General features: G+C 30.1%; 14 protein-coding genes and 1 tRNA gene. 3 read left to right on the top strand and 12 right to left on the bottom strand.

The genetic code is table 11. The features are described from left to right. Positions 1 to 2: 2 nt before the first annotated feature. The 9 genes from ACSHW5_RS12655 to msrB form a co-directional block, all read right to left on the bottom strand. Positions 3 to 5,039 (bottom strand): translocation/assembly module TamB domain-containing protein, encoded by a 5,037-nt coding sequence (locus ACSHW5_RS12655; RefSeq protein WP_435676505.1) that lies wholly within the window; start codon positions 5,037 to 5,039, stop codon positions 3 to 5. A gap of 176 nt (positions 5,040 to 5,215) precedes the next feature. Then, positions 5,216 to 6,433 (bottom strand): bifunctional alpha/beta hydrolase/OsmC family protein, encoded by a 1,218-nt coding sequence (locus ACSHW5_RS12650; RefSeq protein ID WP_435676504.1) that lies wholly within the window; start codon positions 6,431 to 6,433, stop codon positions 5,216 to 5,218. A gap of 14 nt (positions 6,434 to 6,447) precedes the next feature. Next, positions 6,448 to 6,966, bottom strand: a complete 519-nt coding sequence (locus tag ACSHW5_RS12645) for a peptide-methionine (S)-S-oxide reductase (protein ID WP_435676503.1) — start codon at positions 6,964 to 6,966, stop codon at positions 6,448 to 6,450. Continuing rightward, on the bottom strand, positions 6,957 to 7,901 hold the full coding sequence (locus ACSHW5_RS12640) for an aldo/keto reductase (RefSeq protein ID WP_435676502.1): 945 nt from the start codon (positions 7,899 to 7,901) through the stop codon (positions 6,957 to 6,959). The genes ACSHW5_RS12645 and ACSHW5_RS12640 overlap by 10 nt, the downstream gene beginning before the upstream one ends. Positions 7,902 to 7,981: 80 nt before the next feature. Then, complete coding sequence (gene msrA / locus ACSHW5_RS12635; protein WP_435676501.1) at positions 7,982 to 8,740, bottom strand: peptide-methionine (S)-S-oxide reductase MsrA; 759 nt, start codon at positions 8,738 to 8,740, stop codon at positions 7,982 to 7,984. Continuing rightward, positions 8,740 to 10,296: a protein adenylyltransferase SelO gene (locus ACSHW5_RS12630; RefSeq protein WP_435676500.1), complete on the bottom strand. Its 1,557-nt coding sequence runs from the start codon at positions 10,294 to 10,296 to the stop codon at positions 8,740 to 8,742. Before ACSHW5_RS12630 ends, msrA begins: the two co-directional genes overlap by 1 nt. Beyond that, positions 10,293 to 10,547 carry a glutaredoxin domain-containing protein gene (locus tag ACSHW5_RS12625; protein WP_435676499.1) on the bottom strand — a complete coding sequence of 85 codons (255 nt, stop codon included), beginning with the start codon at positions 10,545 to 10,547 and terminating at the stop codon, positions 10,293 to 10,295. Before ACSHW5_RS12625 ends, ACSHW5_RS12630 begins: the two co-directional genes overlap by 4 nt. Positions 10,548 to 10,550: 3 nt before the next feature. Then, positions 10,551 to 11,039, bottom strand: coding sequence for a peroxiredoxin family protein (locus ACSHW5_RS12620; protein ID WP_435676498.1), 489 nt, complete (start codon positions 11,037 to 11,039; stop codon positions 10,551 to 10,553). Between the two features lie 220 nt (positions 11,040 to 11,259). Continuing rightward, complete coding sequence (gene msrB, locus ACSHW5_RS12615; protein ID WP_435676537.1) at positions 11,260 to 11,703, bottom strand: peptide-methionine (R)-S-oxide reductase MsrB; 444 nt, start codon at positions 11,701 to 11,703, stop codon at positions 11,260 to 11,262. Between the two features lie 191 nt (positions 11,704 to 11,894). Between msrB and ACSHW5_RS12610 the strand changes: the two genes are divergently transcribed. Next, positions 11,895 to 13,103 (top strand): Pycsar system effector family protein, encoded by a 1,209-nt coding sequence (locus ACSHW5_RS12610; protein ID WP_435676497.1) that lies wholly within the window; start codon positions 11,895 to 11,897, stop codon positions 13,101 to 13,103. A 116-nt stretch (positions 13,104 to 13,219) separates the two neighbouring features. Here the strand turns inward: ACSHW5_RS12610 and ACSHW5_RS12605 are convergent, their stop codons facing one another. Then, positions 13,220 to 15,607, bottom strand: a complete 2,388-nt coding sequence (locus ACSHW5_RS12605; protein WP_435676496.1) for a GAF domain-containing protein — start codon at positions 15,605 to 15,607, stop codon at positions 13,220 to 13,222. A gap of 77 nt (positions 15,608 to 15,684) precedes the next feature. Continuing rightward, entirely contained in the window at positions 15,685 to 16,995 is a 1,311-nt protein-coding gene (gene der, locus ACSHW5_RS12600) for a ribosome biogenesis GTPase Der (protein ID WP_435676495.1), read from the bottom strand. A 172-nt stretch (positions 16,996 to 17,167) separates the two neighbouring features. On the opposite strand from der, the gene ACSHW5_RS12595 reads away from it, so the two are divergent. Further along, complete coding sequence (locus ACSHW5_RS12595; RefSeq protein WP_435676494.1) at positions 17,168 to 17,677, top strand: GTP-binding protein; 510 nt, start codon at positions 17,168 to 17,170, stop codon at positions 17,675 to 17,677. A 77-nt stretch (positions 17,678 to 17,754) separates the two neighbouring features. On the opposite strand, the gene era is transcribed toward ACSHW5_RS12595, so the two are convergent. Next, entirely contained in the window at positions 17,755 to 18,642 is an 888-nt protein-coding gene (era, locus tag ACSHW5_RS12590; RefSeq protein WP_435676493.1) for a GTPase Era, read from the bottom strand. A 182-nt stretch (positions 18,643 to 18,824) separates the two neighbouring features. On the opposite strand from era, the gene ACSHW5_RS12585 reads away from it, so the two are divergent. Continuing rightward, positions 18,825 to 18,897: transfer RNA gene (locus ACSHW5_RS12585), tRNA-Met, on the top strand. The last annotated feature ends 108 nt before the right edge of the window (positions 18,898 to 19,005 follow it).

The following is a 19,005-nucleotide window of genomic DNA, read 5'->3' as shown; positions in this document are numbered from 1 at the left end:
AGTTACTTTTCTAATGGATCAATTTTATTGGTTTTTGTTGCTGTATTGTCTTTCTTTTTATCAATGTCTTCTTTAGATTTTTCAGAACGTAAGATGGCATTCCAAAGTTGATGAAACTCATTAAATTCTTTTGTAAAAATCAATGCAACTCCATTTACAATTGTTTGTCCGTCAATTACATTTTCAAATTCACTTTTTCTAAAACCTCTTAAACGATATCTACCATCTTCTGTAATTTTATATTCTAAACTAACATTGCCTATTAATGGAGATTTTTCTTCTGTTTGGCTACTTCCTTGCAAATCTACTTCGCTACCAACTCTTACCGTTAACCTATCATTAAACAATTTTTTTTGAGCAGCTACATCTAATTGCATTCTTTCTGTTGGTGTATCTCCTTGGTAATCAGTATAGCTATTTAAACCGAAATCTAATTCGATTCCAGAATTGCCTAATATTTTATCAGAAAAAGAATTCAATTGTCCGGAAACGGCATCATTTAAATTGTTTCTAGCAATGGTAGCAAAGCCTCCAGAGCTTCCATCGCTACCAGCATCTGGATAAAACCTATTTAAAACCAACAAAGAAAAAACTTGTCTATTTAATTCATCTTCTTGTTGGTTCACTTGTTGCACACGTGCGTAAACTTGACCACTAATTGCACCTTGTTGCTCTTCTGGCATGTCTAAATTGAATGTTATTTTTGGTTGCAACAATTCTCCGTTAATATTCAAGTACACATTAAAAGGTAATACTTGTTTGTACTTGTTTTTTATACTTGAGTCTTCACCAGAAATTTGTGAAGCCATTAAGGGTAAAGCAGCGGTTTTTAAGGTGTAAATTGCTTGTAAATCTAACTTTGCGTCAAAAGGATCTCCTGCCCATGAAATACGACTTCCAGGGGCTAAATTAAATTTTCTATCAACAATTTTGTATAAATTAAGTTTATAATGTCCGCTGGAAACTTCATAGGCTCCTGTTAAAGATAATCGTCCATTTGGATTCATTAAAAAAACAAAATCTCCAGCACCAGAAATCTTAAAATTATCACCAGTTTCTTTATCAATAATAACAGTTACAACGGCTTGTTTATCAATTTTTAAGAATGCCTTTAAATCAAAGCCCGTAATCACGGCAGTTTGTTCTTCTTTTTGAGTTAAGATTGCATCAGGATTTTTTCTATTCACAAAAGCTACCACACCTTCTCTTTCTTCAATATCAGCGTAGCTGGAAGGCATTACGTAGGTAATATTTGTGTCTGAACCAACTGTTAATTTAGCATTTAACTTAGGAATTTGTAAATCTCCCGTTAATTTAGCATTTGCATCAAAAGAAACTTTGCCATAAAGAGATTCATTGTCTTCTTTGGTGGCATTAAGCACTCTAAAGTTATTGGCTTTGATGTCTAAATTAAAGGTAGGATTTATATAACTTTTGGTTTTAACATCTCCAGAAAGTACCAGTGAATTTTTTTCAGCATCTAAAACTGTAAAATTATTCATGCTAAGACCACTATTGTCAATAACTAAAGTTTCATCTTTTAAGTTGAATTTTGCGTTTAACTTGGTAACATTAAAAGCGGCATTTGTAAAATGTAAACTACCTTTATATTTGGGGTCAGTTGTTTTACCGGTTACTTTAAAATCTCCTGAAAAACTGCCAGATGTTTCTTTAATTTCACCTAATGAAAGTGTGTTTAAAGCTTCCATTTTAAATGAATTTATGGCTAAGTCTAAATTCAAATTGGCGTTGTTATTATCTACCAAATAATCTCCTTTTAAATCTAAATCTATAGCACCTCCTTTTAAAGCTGCATTAAAATCATACTTTTCATTTTCTAAAGATTTGGCGTCTAAACTTAATTTACCAAAATCTATTTTTAATACTTGTAGTTGACTAATATTTAAATTGGCAATAATACCTGTATCTTCAAACGGTTGTTCTAAAATAAAATCTCCATTTAAAATTCCTGTTGCAATTTCATTTTCTGGACTTAAATAATTAAAAACTTCATTAATTTCAAAATTTTTATAATTTAGAGCAATATGATCTTTAGAAATGCGAGCAATTTTATCTGTAATTTCTATAGATTGATTGTCTTTGCTGATTTTAAAATCGGAAAAAGATAGCTTGTTGTTCTCTAAAATAACTTCATTGTTTTTAGATATTTTCCATGTATTACTATTCAATAACAAACTATCGTGTTGTACTGTAAATCGTAGTATATCACTGTTTCCAGAAATGGTAGTGTTTACATTCATTAATTTTTTCCCTTCGTGATAACCTAAAAAATTAAGTGATAATTCATTGTTTTTTTGAATACCAGTAATACTTGTTTTGGGGATGTTTAAAGGGCCTGCTATAATTTCTTTAAAACCTAAATTAAAGTTGAAATCGTTTTTATCTGTATTCATAGAAAAAGACAAACTGTCTAATTCATTGTCCATAAAATTGATATGTGGGGCTGTAATATTGGCAATTAATAATTGTTTTTTTTCTTTAAATTTTACATCAATATGTATGGTGTCTAAATCTTTTAAATTGACTAAAAAGACATCTTTTAAAAGTGGCGTTTGAGCAATTTTAGCTTTTAATGTTAAATTTACAGGATTTTTAATGCTGTCAGAAAGAGTAACATCTCTATAAAAATAACTTGCAACATGGCGTTGTAAAGCAGTACTAAAAGTTTGCGGATCTGTGTTGGATTCTAAATTTACTTCAAGCATTTTATTTTGTATAGAAACTGCCGTAGTGTCTTTGTCTACAAATGCATTTGCCGCTAAAGAACCTAATAAATAGGTTTGATTATTATACACAACTACACCATTTTTTAAGTTGCTTTTTATATTGAATTTTTTAGGGTTTCCGATAAAATCTAAAGAAAGTTCCATGCCCGTTTTTACTTTACGTTGCATGATACCAAGTCCTTCTAAATCTGCGCCAATTACGTTTACATTAACAGTTGCTTTTGTAAGTAAAGAATCTAAATTTACAATCGAATTTATATTTAAGTTTACATTTTTATCTTTATAGTTTGAAGATATTTGTCCCTTGCCATTTTTTAAATCTCCTGCTATTTGTAAGTCTTTAATTTCATATTTTTTTAATTGAAATTTAGCAATGGTTGTTTTTAATGTAGCGTCTAAATCCTGAAGGTTTGTGCCAGTTCCTTCTGAGTTTATGGTGCTACTTATTTCTCCAAAATTAGGGTTCATTAATAGCGCACCAACATTGTAATTTACAAGTTGTACTTCTGTATTGTAACTAAGTTTAGCTTTGTTTTTAAGGTTTCCTTTAATTGTTGCAATTCCTTGTGATGTATTTATTTTAGTGTTTGTAAAAATGTTGCTTAAAGTACCTTTTGCGTTACTAGTTATTAAAATATCTTCGGGTAATTGAATGCCAAATGCTTTTTCATCCATCATTTTTAAAAGATCATTTCTGGTTGTTTTTACTTTAAAATTAGAAATGTTCAGTTGTAGTTTTTCTGTATTTGTACTGTTTTTGATATTTCCATCTAAAGATATTTTAGAGTGATATCCCCAATTGAGGTTGGTGTTCGCAATATTTAAATCGGCTAAAATTCCACGAACATTTACTTTTCCATAAAGTTCTTCTTTACTTAATTGGTAAACGTATTGGTTTTGTTTTAAACTAGGTTGAAACGTAAAAAACTCATTTAAAAAGAATGAAAAATACGGAATACGAACGTCAATTCTTGTGTTTTCTGGTGATGCTATTAATTGAGAAATAGATTCGTATTTTGCATTTGCAGCACCAGAAATCATACTTTTATTTATGTTGATTTTAAGATCAGAAACGTTTACTTCTGTATCTGTAATTTCGGTATTTAATGCGAGTTTTCTTAAACTAAATCCTGATTTTTCTTTAAAATTAAATGCAGACAATTGCAAACCTGCTTTTTTGTCTTTTAAGAAAATGTTTGATGCTTTTATTGTGAATCCTTCTAAAACTAACGCATTGGGGTTAAAAACATTTTTCACAACTTTTTGGTTATCTACAAAATATTGAATCTTGTTGTTTTCTAAATCAATATCAGTTAGGTGTACATTAAAATTTGGCCAAATAAATCCTGTATTTTTAGTAGTATTTAGAACTGGTTTTTTAGCTGATATAGCATTGTTGGAAACTGATTTTAAAAGAATATTAGAATTTTTAAGTTGTACTGTTGTAAGATGAATGGTATTTGTAGCTAAATTAAGTTCAGGAATTTCTGTGTAAAACTCATTAATATGTACATTGGCAATTAATTTATCTTGCGGATTTTCAAAATAAGAGTGTACATTTTTTAATGATAATTTTTGTACGGATACTGTAGGTAAAAGGGTTTCTGTAGCTGCGGTGTTTGAAATTACAGGTTGCTGAATCAGCGTAATGTTTGAATCAGAAAGTGATATTTCATCAGCATTAAAAACCATTTTCTGTAAATCAACTCTATCCATAGTTGCCGTTAAATTTCCGATTTTAAAATGACTGTCAATTCCTAATACTTCATCATTAAAAACAACATTTATATTTTTTAAATTTAGGTTTCCGAGAACAATATTTAAAGGTTCCGAAATAGTATCCTTAGCAACAGGTGTAGTTTCTTTGGCGGCAAAAGCATCCATTAAAAATTGGAAATTATATCCAGAAATGGAGTCTTTTCTTATAATGTTAGCGCGTAATCCGTCCCATTTTAAATTGTCAATGCCAACAGCATCGCCTTTCATCATTGCCCAAAGTGGAAGGTTTGCTTCTAAAGATTTAGAATATACCAACGTGTCTCCTTTAACGTCTTCTACATACAATCCGTTTAGTTGTAAGTTTCCACTAAAAGTTAAGAATAACTTGTCTATTGCAATTTTTGTGTTGGTTTTGTTAGTAACATAGTTTACAGCATTATCAACAATAATGCGTTGTCCCCATGGGCTTTTAATAAACAAAATTAGCAAGGTCATAAGAATAAAAATCCCTAAAAACACCCGTAAGAATCTTCTTAAAAATCGATATTTTTTATTCTTTATTTTTTTAATCACTTTAGCAGACAATTTTAGTATTGCAAATGTAACTTGCTAATGCTATTCAAATTGTCATTATATACTATTCTTTTGACTCTTTTGCTAAAATTTAACTATTTTTAAACCAGAAGAAAATTTTTTTTGAAATTGTTTTTTTACTGTTTTGGGTAAGACCGATGATTTACCAGTTAAAATTAAATGATTTCCGTTTCTATAATTACTTCACTTTGTAATGTTTTGTGCACCGGACATTTAGCCGCAATTTCTTTTAAACGTTGCGTTTGTTTTTCATCTAAATTCCCTATAAATTTTAATTTTTTCTGTAAATGATCAAAGCGGGTTGGTTTTTCTATAGCAATATCTAAATCGTCACTATGTTTTTTAGAATAGGTAATGTACACAAAGACTTCTTGTAAATCCCATTTTTTACGTTCTGCATATAGTTTTAAGGTCATTACTGTACAAGCGGCTAATCCTGTGCTTAAAAAATCATACGGAGAAGGACCAAAATCATCACCACCAACACTTGTAGGTTCATCGGCAATAAAAGAATGTTTTTTAGTTTGAATGGATGTTGTAAAATTATCTTCTAACAAGTTTAAATGTCCAACCAATTGTTCACCTTCCGTAGAAATCATGTTGTTTTCTTGGGGTTCAAAATAACGTTCTACCCAAGTACCAATCATATTTCCAACATAGAGACTATCTTTTGGGTTTGATAATAAATGATCTGCATCGTCTAAGCTAACAAAACTCTTTGGATGTATGGCATTGTGATAAATTTCATGTGCATTTTCTATACCTACAACTTTATCAAAAGGAGCGTGCATTACCAATATTGGTTTGCGTAAACCTTTAATAATTGTAGGTAAATCTGTTTTGTGAAAATCATTCACAAATTCTTGATTTATTTTAAAAGGACGACCTCCAATTTTTACTTCAACATCTCCTTTTTCTGGTATTGATTCTATTCCGTGAGAAAATAAATGTGTTACATGATCTACGTTTGCTGGTGCGCCAACAGTAGCTACTGCTTTTATGTTTTCTAATTTTGAAGCAGCAACAATTACGGCAGCGCCACCTAATGAATGACCAACTAATAATGAAGGTGCTTTGTAGTTTTTTTCTAAAAAAGCATTTACCGCTATTAAATCTTCTACATTGGCAGAAAAATGACTTTCAGCAAATTCGCCTTCACTTCTTCCTAAGCCTGTAAAATCGAAACGTAAAACTCCAAAACCATGATTAGATAAAGAACGACTGATATTTTTTACCGCATTAAAATTACTATTACAAGAAAAACAATGTGCAAAAATGGCAAATTCATTTGGTTTCTCATTCGCTGGTAATTCTAAATATGCTTGTAATTTTAAGCCTTTTTTATTTTCAATTTCTAATCTAACGGTGTTCATTATATTTTTATTTTTTAAATAGTCGAAATAAGATGTGGAACTTTACTTGAGTCTATGCTTTTAGAAAATTGTTGTACTAAAAACTTTAATTTAGGGTTGATGTAATTCTTACAAAAAGGTTTATCAGGGTTTGATTGATAATAATTTTGAAAGGCTGCTGTTGATGGTTTAAAGTCTTTAAACTCTAATGTTTTTGTAATAATTTTCTCCTTAAAACTCTTTTGTAGTTTTGTAACTATTTGTAAAATTTCTATTTTTTGTTGATGAGAAAAATAATAAATAGCAGAACGATATTTTGTTCTCATAGCATGATTACTAGTGCTTTTATGAGTTACTAAGTGGATTTCGATAAGTGTTTTTAAATCAATCTTTTCCATATTAAAATAAACAATAACGGCTTCAGAAAATGGTTTGTTTTTAGCGGTTGATGAAACCCAACCTTGCGCTACTTTTTCTACTCCTATTAAGGATTGAAAAACAGCTTCTGTGCACCAATGACAACCACCACCAAAAGCTATTTTGGTTAATTCCATGCTAAATTTTTCCTTTCTGCCCAATAAGAATTTGGCGATACTTTTAACGAATTTAAGATTTCAATTTCTTCAAGAGAAAGCGAAAAATTATTTAATTTTAAATTTTCTTTCAATTGTGCTGTAGTACTTGCTCCGCTTAAAACTTTGGCTTTCGGAATTGTTTGCTCGCAATACTTTAAAGAAATGGCATCTACACCCACCTTGTGGTTTTTAGAAATTTTTTCTAAGGTTGCATACATGTCTTTATAATGAGGATAGTTTTCATTTTTAAAAACTCTTCCATTGGCCAAAGCCTCTTTAATTACAATCGATTTATTTTTACTGATTAATTCGTCTAAAATTTCTTTTAAACTTTGATCTAAAAAATTATAAGTTACTTGAAATAGATCAAAAACGGTATCTTCATCAACCAAAACAGTTAACGCTTTTTTAATTACTTCAACCTGATTTGTACCCGTAGTAGTTAACCCAATTTTAATGTTAAATTCTTTTTTCAAAAATGCTAATTGCGCTAAGACTTCTTGGTTTTCTAAAACACCCGTTTCTAAAGTTGCCGAATGAATTTGATACACTTTTAAATAGGGTAGGAGCTTTTTAGAAAAATTCCATTGCTCTTTTAATTTAGATACACTATGTTCTTTTACTTCGTGTATTGTTGCATTTGCATCAAAATTTGCAGTATATGTGTACCCCCATTTTGTAGCAATTTCAATGGATTTATCATTTTTTGTTTGCAACCATTCTAGTACTAATTCTTCTGCCAAACCATAACCAGGAGCCGTATCAAAATATCTAATTCCTAAGTGATATGCTTCTTCTAAAACAGCAAAACTTTGTTTTCTAAATTCAGCTAAATTTGAGTTGTCACAAGTTTCTGTTCTAACATTAATGTATTGTGGTCTTCCTAAAGCTGCGGTTCCTAATCCTAATTGCATGTTGTTTTTATTTTAAATTAAATTTCGCTAAATACTAACACCTTTTTAGCATTTAGCGAAAATTTTAAATGATACTTTTATTAAATAAATGGTTCACTAAATCTTTCAAAATGACAGGTATATCCGTCAGGTTTTTTTACCAAATAATCTTGATGTTCAGGTTCTGCGTCCCAGAATTTAGAATATGCTTCTAAAGTTGTTGCTACATTTCCTTCCCATTTTCCAGAATTATTTACAAGTGCTATTATTTCTTTAGCGGCTTTTAATTCTTCTTCATTTTGATAAAAAATTGCCGATCTATAACTAGATCCAATATCGTTTCCTTGTCTGTCTATAGTTGTAGGATTGTGAATTCTAAAGAAATAATCTAAAATTTCTTTAAAATTTGTTTCTTCAGAATTATAGATTATTTCTATTCCTTCTGCATGCCCAGGATGATTTCTGTAGGTAGGATTCTCATTTTGCCCGCCAATGTATCCAACTTCTGTGTCTATAATTCCTGGTCTCACTCTAAATAAATCTTCCATTCCCCAGAAACATCCGCCCGCAATATATGCTTTTTTATGTGTGTTCATTTTTAATGTTCTATTGATTAATTGTACGTTTTTTAAAAAGTGAATTACTTTTTCTTGTGGCATTTCGCAAGGTTTTAAGTATTCATTTTTTGAGGTGATATAATAATTTAAACTGATAAAATCTGTGTCTTCTAACGCTTTGCCAAAGATTTTAAAAGATTTTCCGTTGTTAAATATTTCTTTTGTAATGCTGTACTTTTTGTTTTTGTATATTCCTGTAGAAAATCCTTCAGGAATTTGTAAAATAGCTGCTAAAACTTCCATTAAGAACTACAAGAAAGCATAGAGCAACCCACTTTATTCCGTGCCCATTCTGGTCTTTTTGCAAACCACTTTTCATTTTCTGGTTGTTCTGCATACGGTTTTTTTAAAAGTTGAAATAATTCATCTATTACAGTATAATTACCTTCATTAGCAGCGTCAATAGCTAATTGTGCCATGTAGTTTCGCAATACATATTTAGGGTTTACAGCGTTCATTTTTTCTTTTCGTTCTTTGGGTAAAACTCTTTCTATCTGAAGTCTTTTCTCATATTTTTTAAACCAAATATTCCAATTGTTTTTTACTTCATCAGAAATATTTTCAAAGTTATAAAACGAGTTTTTTATCAATTCTAAGCCTGTTTTTTCATTTGTAAAATTACTTAAATTTCTAAAGAAAATAGTCATGTCCGTCTCTACTAATTGTAACGCATCTTCTAACTCTTGAATTAGTTTTGTATCATTTTCTTCCGTTACAAATAAACCTAATTTAGATTTCATCATCTGCAAAGATTGCTGTTCAAAATCTATTTTATATTGCTCTAAAATAGCATTTAAAGGAGCAACTTCTTCTATAATTGGATACAATGCATTTGCTAATTGATACAAATTCCACAAACCAATATTTGGCTGATTTCCGAAACGATATCGTCTCTGTTGCCTGTCGGTTGTATTGGGTGTCCAGCTAAAATCAAAACCTTCTAACCAACCATAAGGACCATAATCTATGGTTAAACCTAAGATAGACATGTTATCTGTATTCATTACTCCGTGTACAAAACCAATGCGTTGCCAATGAATAATCATGACTAAAGTGCTTTCAGAAACCTCTTTAAAAAAGTTGATATAATTTTCTTTGGATGGTTCACCTAAATGAGAAAAATGATGTTTGATGGTGTAATTCACCAAATTTTTTAGATTTTTTACGTCTTTTCTAGCAGCAAAAATTTCATAATTTCCGAAACGTAAAAAAGAAGGTGAAATTCTAGACACAATTGCGCCTTTTTCATACGCAGGATTTCCATCGTATAAAACATCGCGTAAAACTTCATCGCCAGATAAACTTAAGGATAAAGATCTTGTAGTTGGAACGCCTAGATGAAACATTGCTTCTGCACATAAATATTCTCTTATTGAAGAACGTAAAACCGCCAAACCATCTGCAGTTCTAGAATAGGGAGTTTCTCCAGCGCCTTTTAATTGTACTTTCCAGTTTTTATTTTGATGCTCAACTTCAAACAAATTAATAGCTCTACCGTCTCCTAATTGTCCTGCCCAATTTCCAAATTGATGTCCGCCATAACACATTGCAAAAGGTTTTGTATTCGGATAAATTTCATTACCTGTAACAATGTTTTTAAAAAACTCAGATTGTATTTCTTCTTCAGAAATACCTAACTCCGTAGCCATTTCTAGAGAAACATGTAGCACTTTTGGGGCTTTGGTTTTTTTGGGTTTTGCAAAAGAAAAAACTGCTTCGGTAACTTGTCTTCTTGAGTTTTCAAGGTTTGTATCTGCTGGGTTTTCTGATGTAAATGTGTTTTTTATATTGAGTTTCATAATTCTTTATCAATCCATTTTTGAAGGTTTCTATCAGAAGGATTTCTTAATTTTTTATTGTTCATTAAAATAGTAGGGAAATTTAATTTTCTACTTTCATACAAATTACGTAATTCTTGGGCATTTTCTTCGCTTTCTTTTACATCTAAAAACGCGTAATCTAAATTACGCGCTTCTAAAAATGATTTGTAATATTGAGTTTTATGACATTTTTCTGCGCCATATAATTTTATAATTGGAGGTTTATTCATTTTTTAAAGCGTTTTCAGAAATTTGATTGCGGCATTAGGATACATATAAAAATCTGAAAATACAACGTAATCCTGTTTATCAATAAAAATAAACCAAGGTGTTCCTTCTGTTTTATAGTTTGTAATTATATTTGATTTTGATTTCCCATCATTTCCTGCATCGTGTCCAAAAGGTATTTTTAAGTTGTACCACTTTTGAATTTCTAGCATTTTTTCATACGTATTGGCTTCGAAACCTTCAAAAACCGTTTGAATGGCTAAAAAAATAACAGTATCATTTTCTTGTAAAGCATCTACCATTCTCTTTAGTTGAGGTAAACCTTTACTGTGACAACCACGACACCAACTTTGATAACAGAATATTATTTTGAATTTGCCTTTAAAATCTGATAATTTTACGGTTTCAGTCTCATTTCCATTGCTATCAACCCAGCGTTTAACAAGAAACTCTGGAGCTTTAAACATTTGCTGGTTATGGGCATAATCTGGCATATTCTAATGATTTTGTCTTTAATAAACCTACATTCATAATTCAATTTCCTATGCTCTTACAAATTACGTAATTTCTTTAGAAAAAGTTTCATTTTGTCTAATACCTAAAAATGCTTTATACAAATGAAGTGTTTTTAATAATGTTTTATCACTATATTATAGGAATTGCTATTTTATATTGATTTAAAAAATAGGGATAGCAGCATTTGTATTTCTATGGTTACTTTTCTAATTGCATAGATTCAGAATTAATACAATATCTCAATCCACTTGGTTCTGGACCATCAGGAAAAATATGGCCTAAATGAGCATCGCAAGTGTTGCACATTACTTCAACTCTAATCATTCCTAAAGAAACATCTTTATGATATTTTATTGCATTTTCCTTAATTGGTTGCGTAAAACTTGGCCATCCAGAGCTAGAATCAAACTTAATAGTAGAATCAAACAACGGTGTATTGCAACAAATACAATTGTATTGTCCTTCATCATAAATACTACATAAAGCGCCAGTATGTGGGTGTTCTGTGCCTTTTTTCCTGGTAATTCTAAACTGTTCTGGAGTTAATAGCGCTTTCCATTCTGTTTCTGATTTCTCAACCTTTTTGTCTGGAATTGGATTTCCTTTTGTAGTGAATTTAATCACTTCTTTCCATGTTAGCATATTGTTTACATTTCCTATTTTAAAATTATTAATGATAATATCCAATCTATTTTTAGACGCAAAAATACCTTTTACCTTACAAATTATCTTTAACTTGTGTGGCTGAAAGTTATGCTTCAATTTACGACAAAAGACACAAAGAATAAAACAAATTATATTTTAACTATTTTTGTTTTTAAAATTACATTTCCATGAGTACAATATTAGTAAACGCAGAAAAATTTGTTTTCGATTTATTAAATAGAGAATTAGATACCATTTATGTATATCATAATTTACAGCATACTCAAAGGGTAGTTGAAAAAACCAATGAGTTAATTACCAACTTAAAAGTTGATGAATTAGATGCTGAAAACTTACAAGTTGCAGCTTGGTTTCATGATACCGGTTTTATAAAAGGAGGAGAAAACCATGAAGAAGAAAGTGCTAAAATTGTAAGTAGTTTTTTACAAAAGGAGCAAGTTGCTGAGGATAGAATTGAGAAAATTACAAGTTTAATTTTAGCAACTAAATTGGGATGTACTCCTAAAACCGAATTAGAAAAAATAATTACAGACGCAGATTGCGCTCATTTGGCATCTAAGAATTTTTTCGATTATACTGCGCTTTTAAGAAAGGAATGGGAATTAACAGGTTTAAAAAAGTTTTCTGATACAGAATGGATTGTAGATAATATTAATTTTTTTACTGAACAACATAAATTTAATACGGATTATGCTTTAAAAAATTGGACGAAAACCAAAGGCAAAAATTTAGCAAAATTGCTTAAAAATCAAAAAAGTTTAAAAGACGATCTTAAAAAGTTTAATCAGAAACAAGAAGCGCTAGAATTAAAGAAAGAAAAAGTTGATGCGCCAGAACGTGGTATAGAAACTATGTTTAGGGTTGCTTTGCGTAACCATATAACACTTAGTGATATAGCAGATACAAAAGCAAATATTTTACTATCTGTAAATGCCATTATAATTTCTATGACCTTGTCTACATTAATACCAAAATTAGACAATCCTTCTAACACGTATTTAATAACACCATCTATCATTTTTATATTATTTACGGTGGCATCTATTGTTTTATCTGTGATTGCTACCAGACCAAATGTTACGCAAGGAAAGTTTACAAAAGAAGACGTTGCTAACAAAAAAGTAAACCTTTTGTTTTTTGGTAATTTTCATAAAATGAGTTTACCAGAATTTGAATGGGCTATGATAGAAATGATGAAAGATAAAGATTATTTATATAGTTCTTTAACCAAAGATTTATACTTTTTGGGCTTGGTGTTGAATAGAAAATACAGCATTTTAAGATTAACATATACCGTTTTTATGGTAGGTATTTTAGTTAGCGTAATTGCGTTTGCAATTGCTTTTAAAGTACAAGGTGCCGTTAATATCTTGTAGGAATGCTATTTTATTTAATAGGATATTTAGCACTAATAAACCAATGATTATCAGCTTAATAATTTCTGAAAAAGGATGTGTTTTTTTAAGAATGTATCCTTGAAAAGAACATGTTTTTACGCTTCAATTTCTTTAATTAATTCGTTAAAAGTGAAGGTTTTATGTTCATTAAATTCTTTTTGATATATAACTTCTACACGCATAGCTTTTAATCCAGCAACACCTTGTAAATCTTCTAAATCTAGATATTCTAATTTTCCAAGTACATTTTTAGATTGCAAATAAGAAATGTATTTTGCGTATTCTAATGCATCTTTTTCTTGAGAATACACAATAGCAATTTTCCCAGGAATGGTTAAACGCTCATTAGTGCCTTTTATATGTGCTTTATCTATTCTCTTTTTTATTATTTCGTATCTAATATTATAAGCACCATCTACATCAAATTGTTTTTCATCCATTCTAAATTTAATAGCCATGGGGTTGCTGTGCACTAATATTAATGAGGCAACGCGTAAATCGTTGGTCATATTTTCACGCTCATAAAAAGCTATGTTTTCCATTTCAGAGGTGGTTTGTAATTGCCACAAACGAAGATTGTATAAATAGATGCTGTCAAATTTTTTACTATTGGTAATAGATTTACCAATGTACATGTTGTATTCTACGCCATCCGTTTTGTATCTCTCAAAGTAATGAGGAAACATTTCTTGCGCTTCTTTTTGTTTAAAGTCTAAAAAATTTGCTAGTTTATCATTAAGGTGCATAACACTATCTTCATACTCTTTTCGTTTTTCATAAACAACGTTTAAATCCTTATCTAAACGGTTCATGTAAATGGTAACTTTGGTATCAAGTTCTTTGTTGATTTCTTTAATATGTTTAAAAACAGGATATATTTCTCTTTTTAGAAAATTTAATATATTTACTTCATCACCTGCATTTAAGCCTTTTTTTACTTCAATTAAATAGGTGGAAACACGATACATTAACTCATCATAAATAGATAATTTTTCTGATTTACATGCATCTTTTAATACAGAAATTGCGAGTGTAAGTTGAGTAATTAAATCTTCTTTAATGGCTTTATTTCTAGCTACAGAAGATCCTTTTATATCACTTTGTCCAAATAAAGGATAAACATCATTAAAAACAATTTCATCTAATTTTGCATTTTTGTCGTTCTCAGATGCTACAAAATATTTTTCTGCAGCTTCATAAAAACGCCATTTTACAGCACTGTGTATAGAGGTGTAGTTTTCTTGTATGGTTGCTTCTAATATATTTTGTCTTTCTTCTGAACTTCTTTTAACAGCAGCTTCAAATACAGGAATAATGTCTTTTAATTTGTTAATGTTTACAGAGTTTAAATCATAAGGTCTTGGCGATGCAATTTCTAATAGTGCTAAATCTCCATTATTGGTAGCTTTTATAGGTATTAAAATAATACTTTGAATGCCATTTTCTTGAAGGTTTTGAGAAAAAAGATTGTGATTGGTGTTTAGGCCATATTGAGATACATCAGAAATGATAAAAGTCTCATGTTTATGAAATACTTTTTCCATAATTGCATTACAAAAATACTCTGACTCACAATTTACTTCAGCTCCATGATTTAAGATTAAACTATTAGACTTATTTAATTTTGTTTCACAAACTTTAATGTTATTATTATCAAAAATAGAATACCCTAATCTTAAATCTTTGATGCTGTAAAAATCTCTTATATTACTTTGAAGTTTCGGAATAAGATTAGCGCCACCAGCTAATAAATTGGCTTTTATAGAAGAAAGCATTTCTTCTGAGGTAACGTCAAACAAACTGATAAGTCCGAAGCCTTTAAAAATATAACTATTTGGAGGGAATTTTTCTCTCCATAAAGCTATATTGTCAAAATTGTTTAGTAATTCTTTAAAGTCTTTTTCTGTTAATTTTGGTGCATTTTCTGCAGGTGTAATTTCAGAAAAATCTGCATTAAAAGTGGTTCTATAATATTTCATTGTTCCAGTGTTGGTGTCTGGAATATCAAAATAAAAAGGTCTTTTTACATCCACATTAAAGTTATAAACATACCCTAAAATAAATGTACATGCCATAATGTACATACCATCATCTTCAAAATTACGAACACTTAGTTGAAAATCTTCGCCGGCATTTTTTAATATATTTTCAAAACGTTCTGTAAATTTAAAAGAGGTAAAAGAGAAAGGTATGCTTGCTGCTTTTATCTCATTTAATAATAAAGGTTCTGGAAATAAAGGGTTTAATAATAGGTTTATTTGTTCTTTATATTTTTCTAATAAAGTATAATCTGAAAATCCTTCATTTAGTTCTGGGTATTTGTTAATTAGCACCACCATTTCTTTTGCAGAACTGTGAAATGGGTGATTTGCATATTCTTTTTGCGCATATTTTTGAAACAAGTTAAAAACCTTGTTAAAAGATACGTTTAGTTGCAATGGTAATTCAACTTCTGAAACTAACCTTGATTCTATAATTTTCATGTCTTAAAAATAGTAAATAAATTACAATACTACTAATAGCTTAGACGTATTAAAGTAACAAAAGTTACAGAATAGTGTTATTTCTGTCTAAAATAAATAGTAATTGGTACGCCTGTAAAGTTATAAATGTCTCTTAATTTGTTTTCTACAAAACGTCTGTATGGATCTCTAACGTACTGCGGTAAATTACAGAAAAATGCAAATTGAGGTGTTTGCGTTGGCAATTGCATACAGTATTTTATTTTTACAAATTTCCCTTTTGTAGCAGGTGGCGGATAGCTTTTTACAATCTCTAGCATTGTTTCGTTAAACTTGCTAGTTTGTATTTTGTTTTTTCTGTTTTCAAAAACTTCCACAGCGGTTTCCATCGCTTTTAGTAAACGTTGTTTGGTTAATGCAGAAATAAATACAATTGGCACATCTGTAAAAGGTTCTATTTGTTTTCTAACCATAGCTTCAAAATCTCGCATGGTATTTGTTTCTTTTTCAATTAAATCCCATTTATTGATTAAGATTACAATTCCTTTTCTGTTTTTTTCTGCCAACCAAAAAATATTTTGATCTTGACCTTCAAAACCACGAGTGGCATCAACTACTAAAAGAATTACATCTGCATACTCAATGGTACGTACAGCGCGCATTACTGAGTAGAATTCTAAATCTTCTTTTACTCTCGATTTTTTACGAATACCAGCGGTATCAACCAAGTTAAAATCGAATCCAAACCTGTTGTATTTTGTGTCTATAGAATCTCTTGTTGTACCAGCAATATCGGTAACAATATTTCTATCTTTACCTATTAAAGCGTTTATAAAAGAAGATTTTCCGGCATTGGGTCTTCCTACAACAGCAAATCTTGGTAATTCTTCTTTTTCTAAATCTACTTCTTCTGGCGCTGGCATTTTTTCTGCTAACGCGTCTAATAAATCTCCAGTTCCACTACCGTTAATTGATGCAATTGTAAAATATTCTCCCAAACCTAAATTGTAGAATTCTACGGCATCAGGTTCACGCATTGCGTTATCAACTTTATTAACTACAGTAAAAATTGGTTTTTTTACTTTGCGCAAAAGTTTGGCAACTTCTGCATCCATAGGAGTAATACCATCTTCAACATTTACAACAAAAACAATTAAATCTGCTTCTTCTATAGCAAGGTTTACTTGTTTTCTAATTTCACCTTCAAAAATATCATCAGAACCAGTAATATATCCACCAGTATCAATTACAGAAAATTCTTTTCCATTCCAGTCAGATTTTCCATAATGTCTATCTCTTGTAACTCCGCTTACGGAATCTACAATAGCTTCTCTTCTTTGAACTAAACGGTTAAAAAGTGTTGACTTTCCTACGTTTGGTCTTCCTACAATGGCAACAATACTATTCATTTGAATTGAAATTTTTGCAAAGATACAACATACACTTTTAAGAAAGATGTAAAAAAGAAAGTCTTTAAATCACTAATAATTAGTACTAAATTATTATGAAAACAAACTGTTTTTAATTGTTTTGTTAACAAAACGTAATTTTTTAGTACATTTAAAAAATGATATTCGAATAATGACTGTTAAAGAAAAAAGAAATAGTGAATTCTTTCTACGCCCGAGGTTTTCTATTGATTTGGAAGAAAATGCTGAAGTATTGCTGCACAGAATTAAGGTTTTTTTAAAAACCGATGATTGTGAGTTTAAAAGTAGCATAGTAGATAGGCATGTTTTTATTGATATTCCTGCTAAGAAAAGTCATTTTTGGTCGCCTCAATTGCATTTTGAAGTTGTAGAAGTTGGTGAAAACGCATCAACATTAAAAGGATTATTTGGTCCTAAATCACAAGTTTGGACTCTTTTTATGTTTGTCCATTTTGTGGTAGCCACTTTATTTTTAGGATTTGGGGTATTCGCCTATGTTCGTTATCGTTTAGATGAAAGTTTGGTTTTTCCGATAGCAATGTTGGTTGTACTGCCTTTAATTTGGGTATTGTTGTACTTTTTAGGAAGTATAGGAAAAGAAACTGGGAAAAACCAAATGAAAGAACTACATGATTTTTTAATACGTATTATTGAGCAATAAGATATAAAATAAATTCCCGTTACTCAATTGGGTAGCGTAACGGGAATGATTATTTAACTAGTAACTTTTAATTTTTTTTAGGTACCTTGATTGTAACCAAAACGTTTCAGTTGAATTTTATCGCTTCGCCAATTCTTATTCACCTTTACATACAATTCTATAAATACTTTTTTCTCGAAAAACTTTTCTAAATCTTTTCTAGCTTCTGCGCCAACTCGTTTTAAAGCAGATCCTTTATGGCCAATGATAATACCTTTTTGAGTTTCTCTTTCTACCATAATAATAGATCTAATTCTAACTATGTTTTCTTCTTCAACAAACTCTTCAGTTTCTACTTCTACAGCATACGGAATTTCTTTTTTGTAATGCATTAGAATTTTTTCTCTAATTTTTTCGTTTACAAAAAAACGTTCTGGTTTGTCTGTTAATTGATCTTTTGGGTAAAAAGGAGGACCTTCTGGTAGTAATTCTTTTATTTTTTCAAAAACCGCAGGAACATTAAATTTTTCTAGTGCAGAAATTACAAACACTTCTGCATTAGGAACTTTATTTTTCCAGTATTCAATTTTTTCTTCCACTTCTTCTTGAGAAGATTTATCAATTTTATTTAAAAGTAGCATAACAGGAATTTCACTGTGTATGATTCTCTTAAAGAAGGCTTCGTTTTTTAATTCTTTTTCGCCAACTTCTACCATATAAATAAGTACATCTGCATCTTCAAAGGCAGATTTTACAAAATCCATCATAGAAGATTGCAACTCGTAGGCGGGTTTTAAAATACCAGGAGTGTCAGAAAAGACAATCTGAAAGTCGTCTTCATTCACAATTCCTAAGATTCTATGCCTGGTAGTTTGTGCTTTTGCTGTAATAATAGACAGTTTTTCGCCTACAAGGGCATTCATTAATGTTGATTTACCTACGTTAGGATTTCCGATAATATTTACAAAACCTGCTTTATGCGTCATGCTGCAAAGATAATTCCTTTTTATATTTGATTAGAATTTAGTGCATTAAAAAATATTGAAAAAATAAGTAGTAAAAAGTTTGGTTAGAAGTTTCTTTATGTTGTATATTTGCAACCCGGAAATAACGTGTCGAGTTTATGAGTCGAAAGTTAAAAGCTAAGTCATTATTTCTGAAATTACAACGCGGGATAGAGCAGTAGGTAGCTCGTCGGGCTCATAACCCGAAGGTCACTGGTTCGAGTCCAGTTCCCGCTACTATTTTAAATCAGTATAAAACAACAGTTTAGTGGATCATTCGCAATTGTTGTGTTTAGGCAAAAATTGTTGTTAATCTAAATAGGAAAAATTCTACATTTTTAACAC

This window comes from Polaribacter sp. (genome assembly GCF_051251875.1).
Classification (GTDB): domain Bacteria; phylum Bacteroidota; class Bacteroidia; order Flavobacteriales; family Flavobacteriaceae; genus Polaribacter.
Note: the sequence above shows the minus strand (reverse complement) of the source record. Positions and strands in the feature narration are given on the sequence as shown.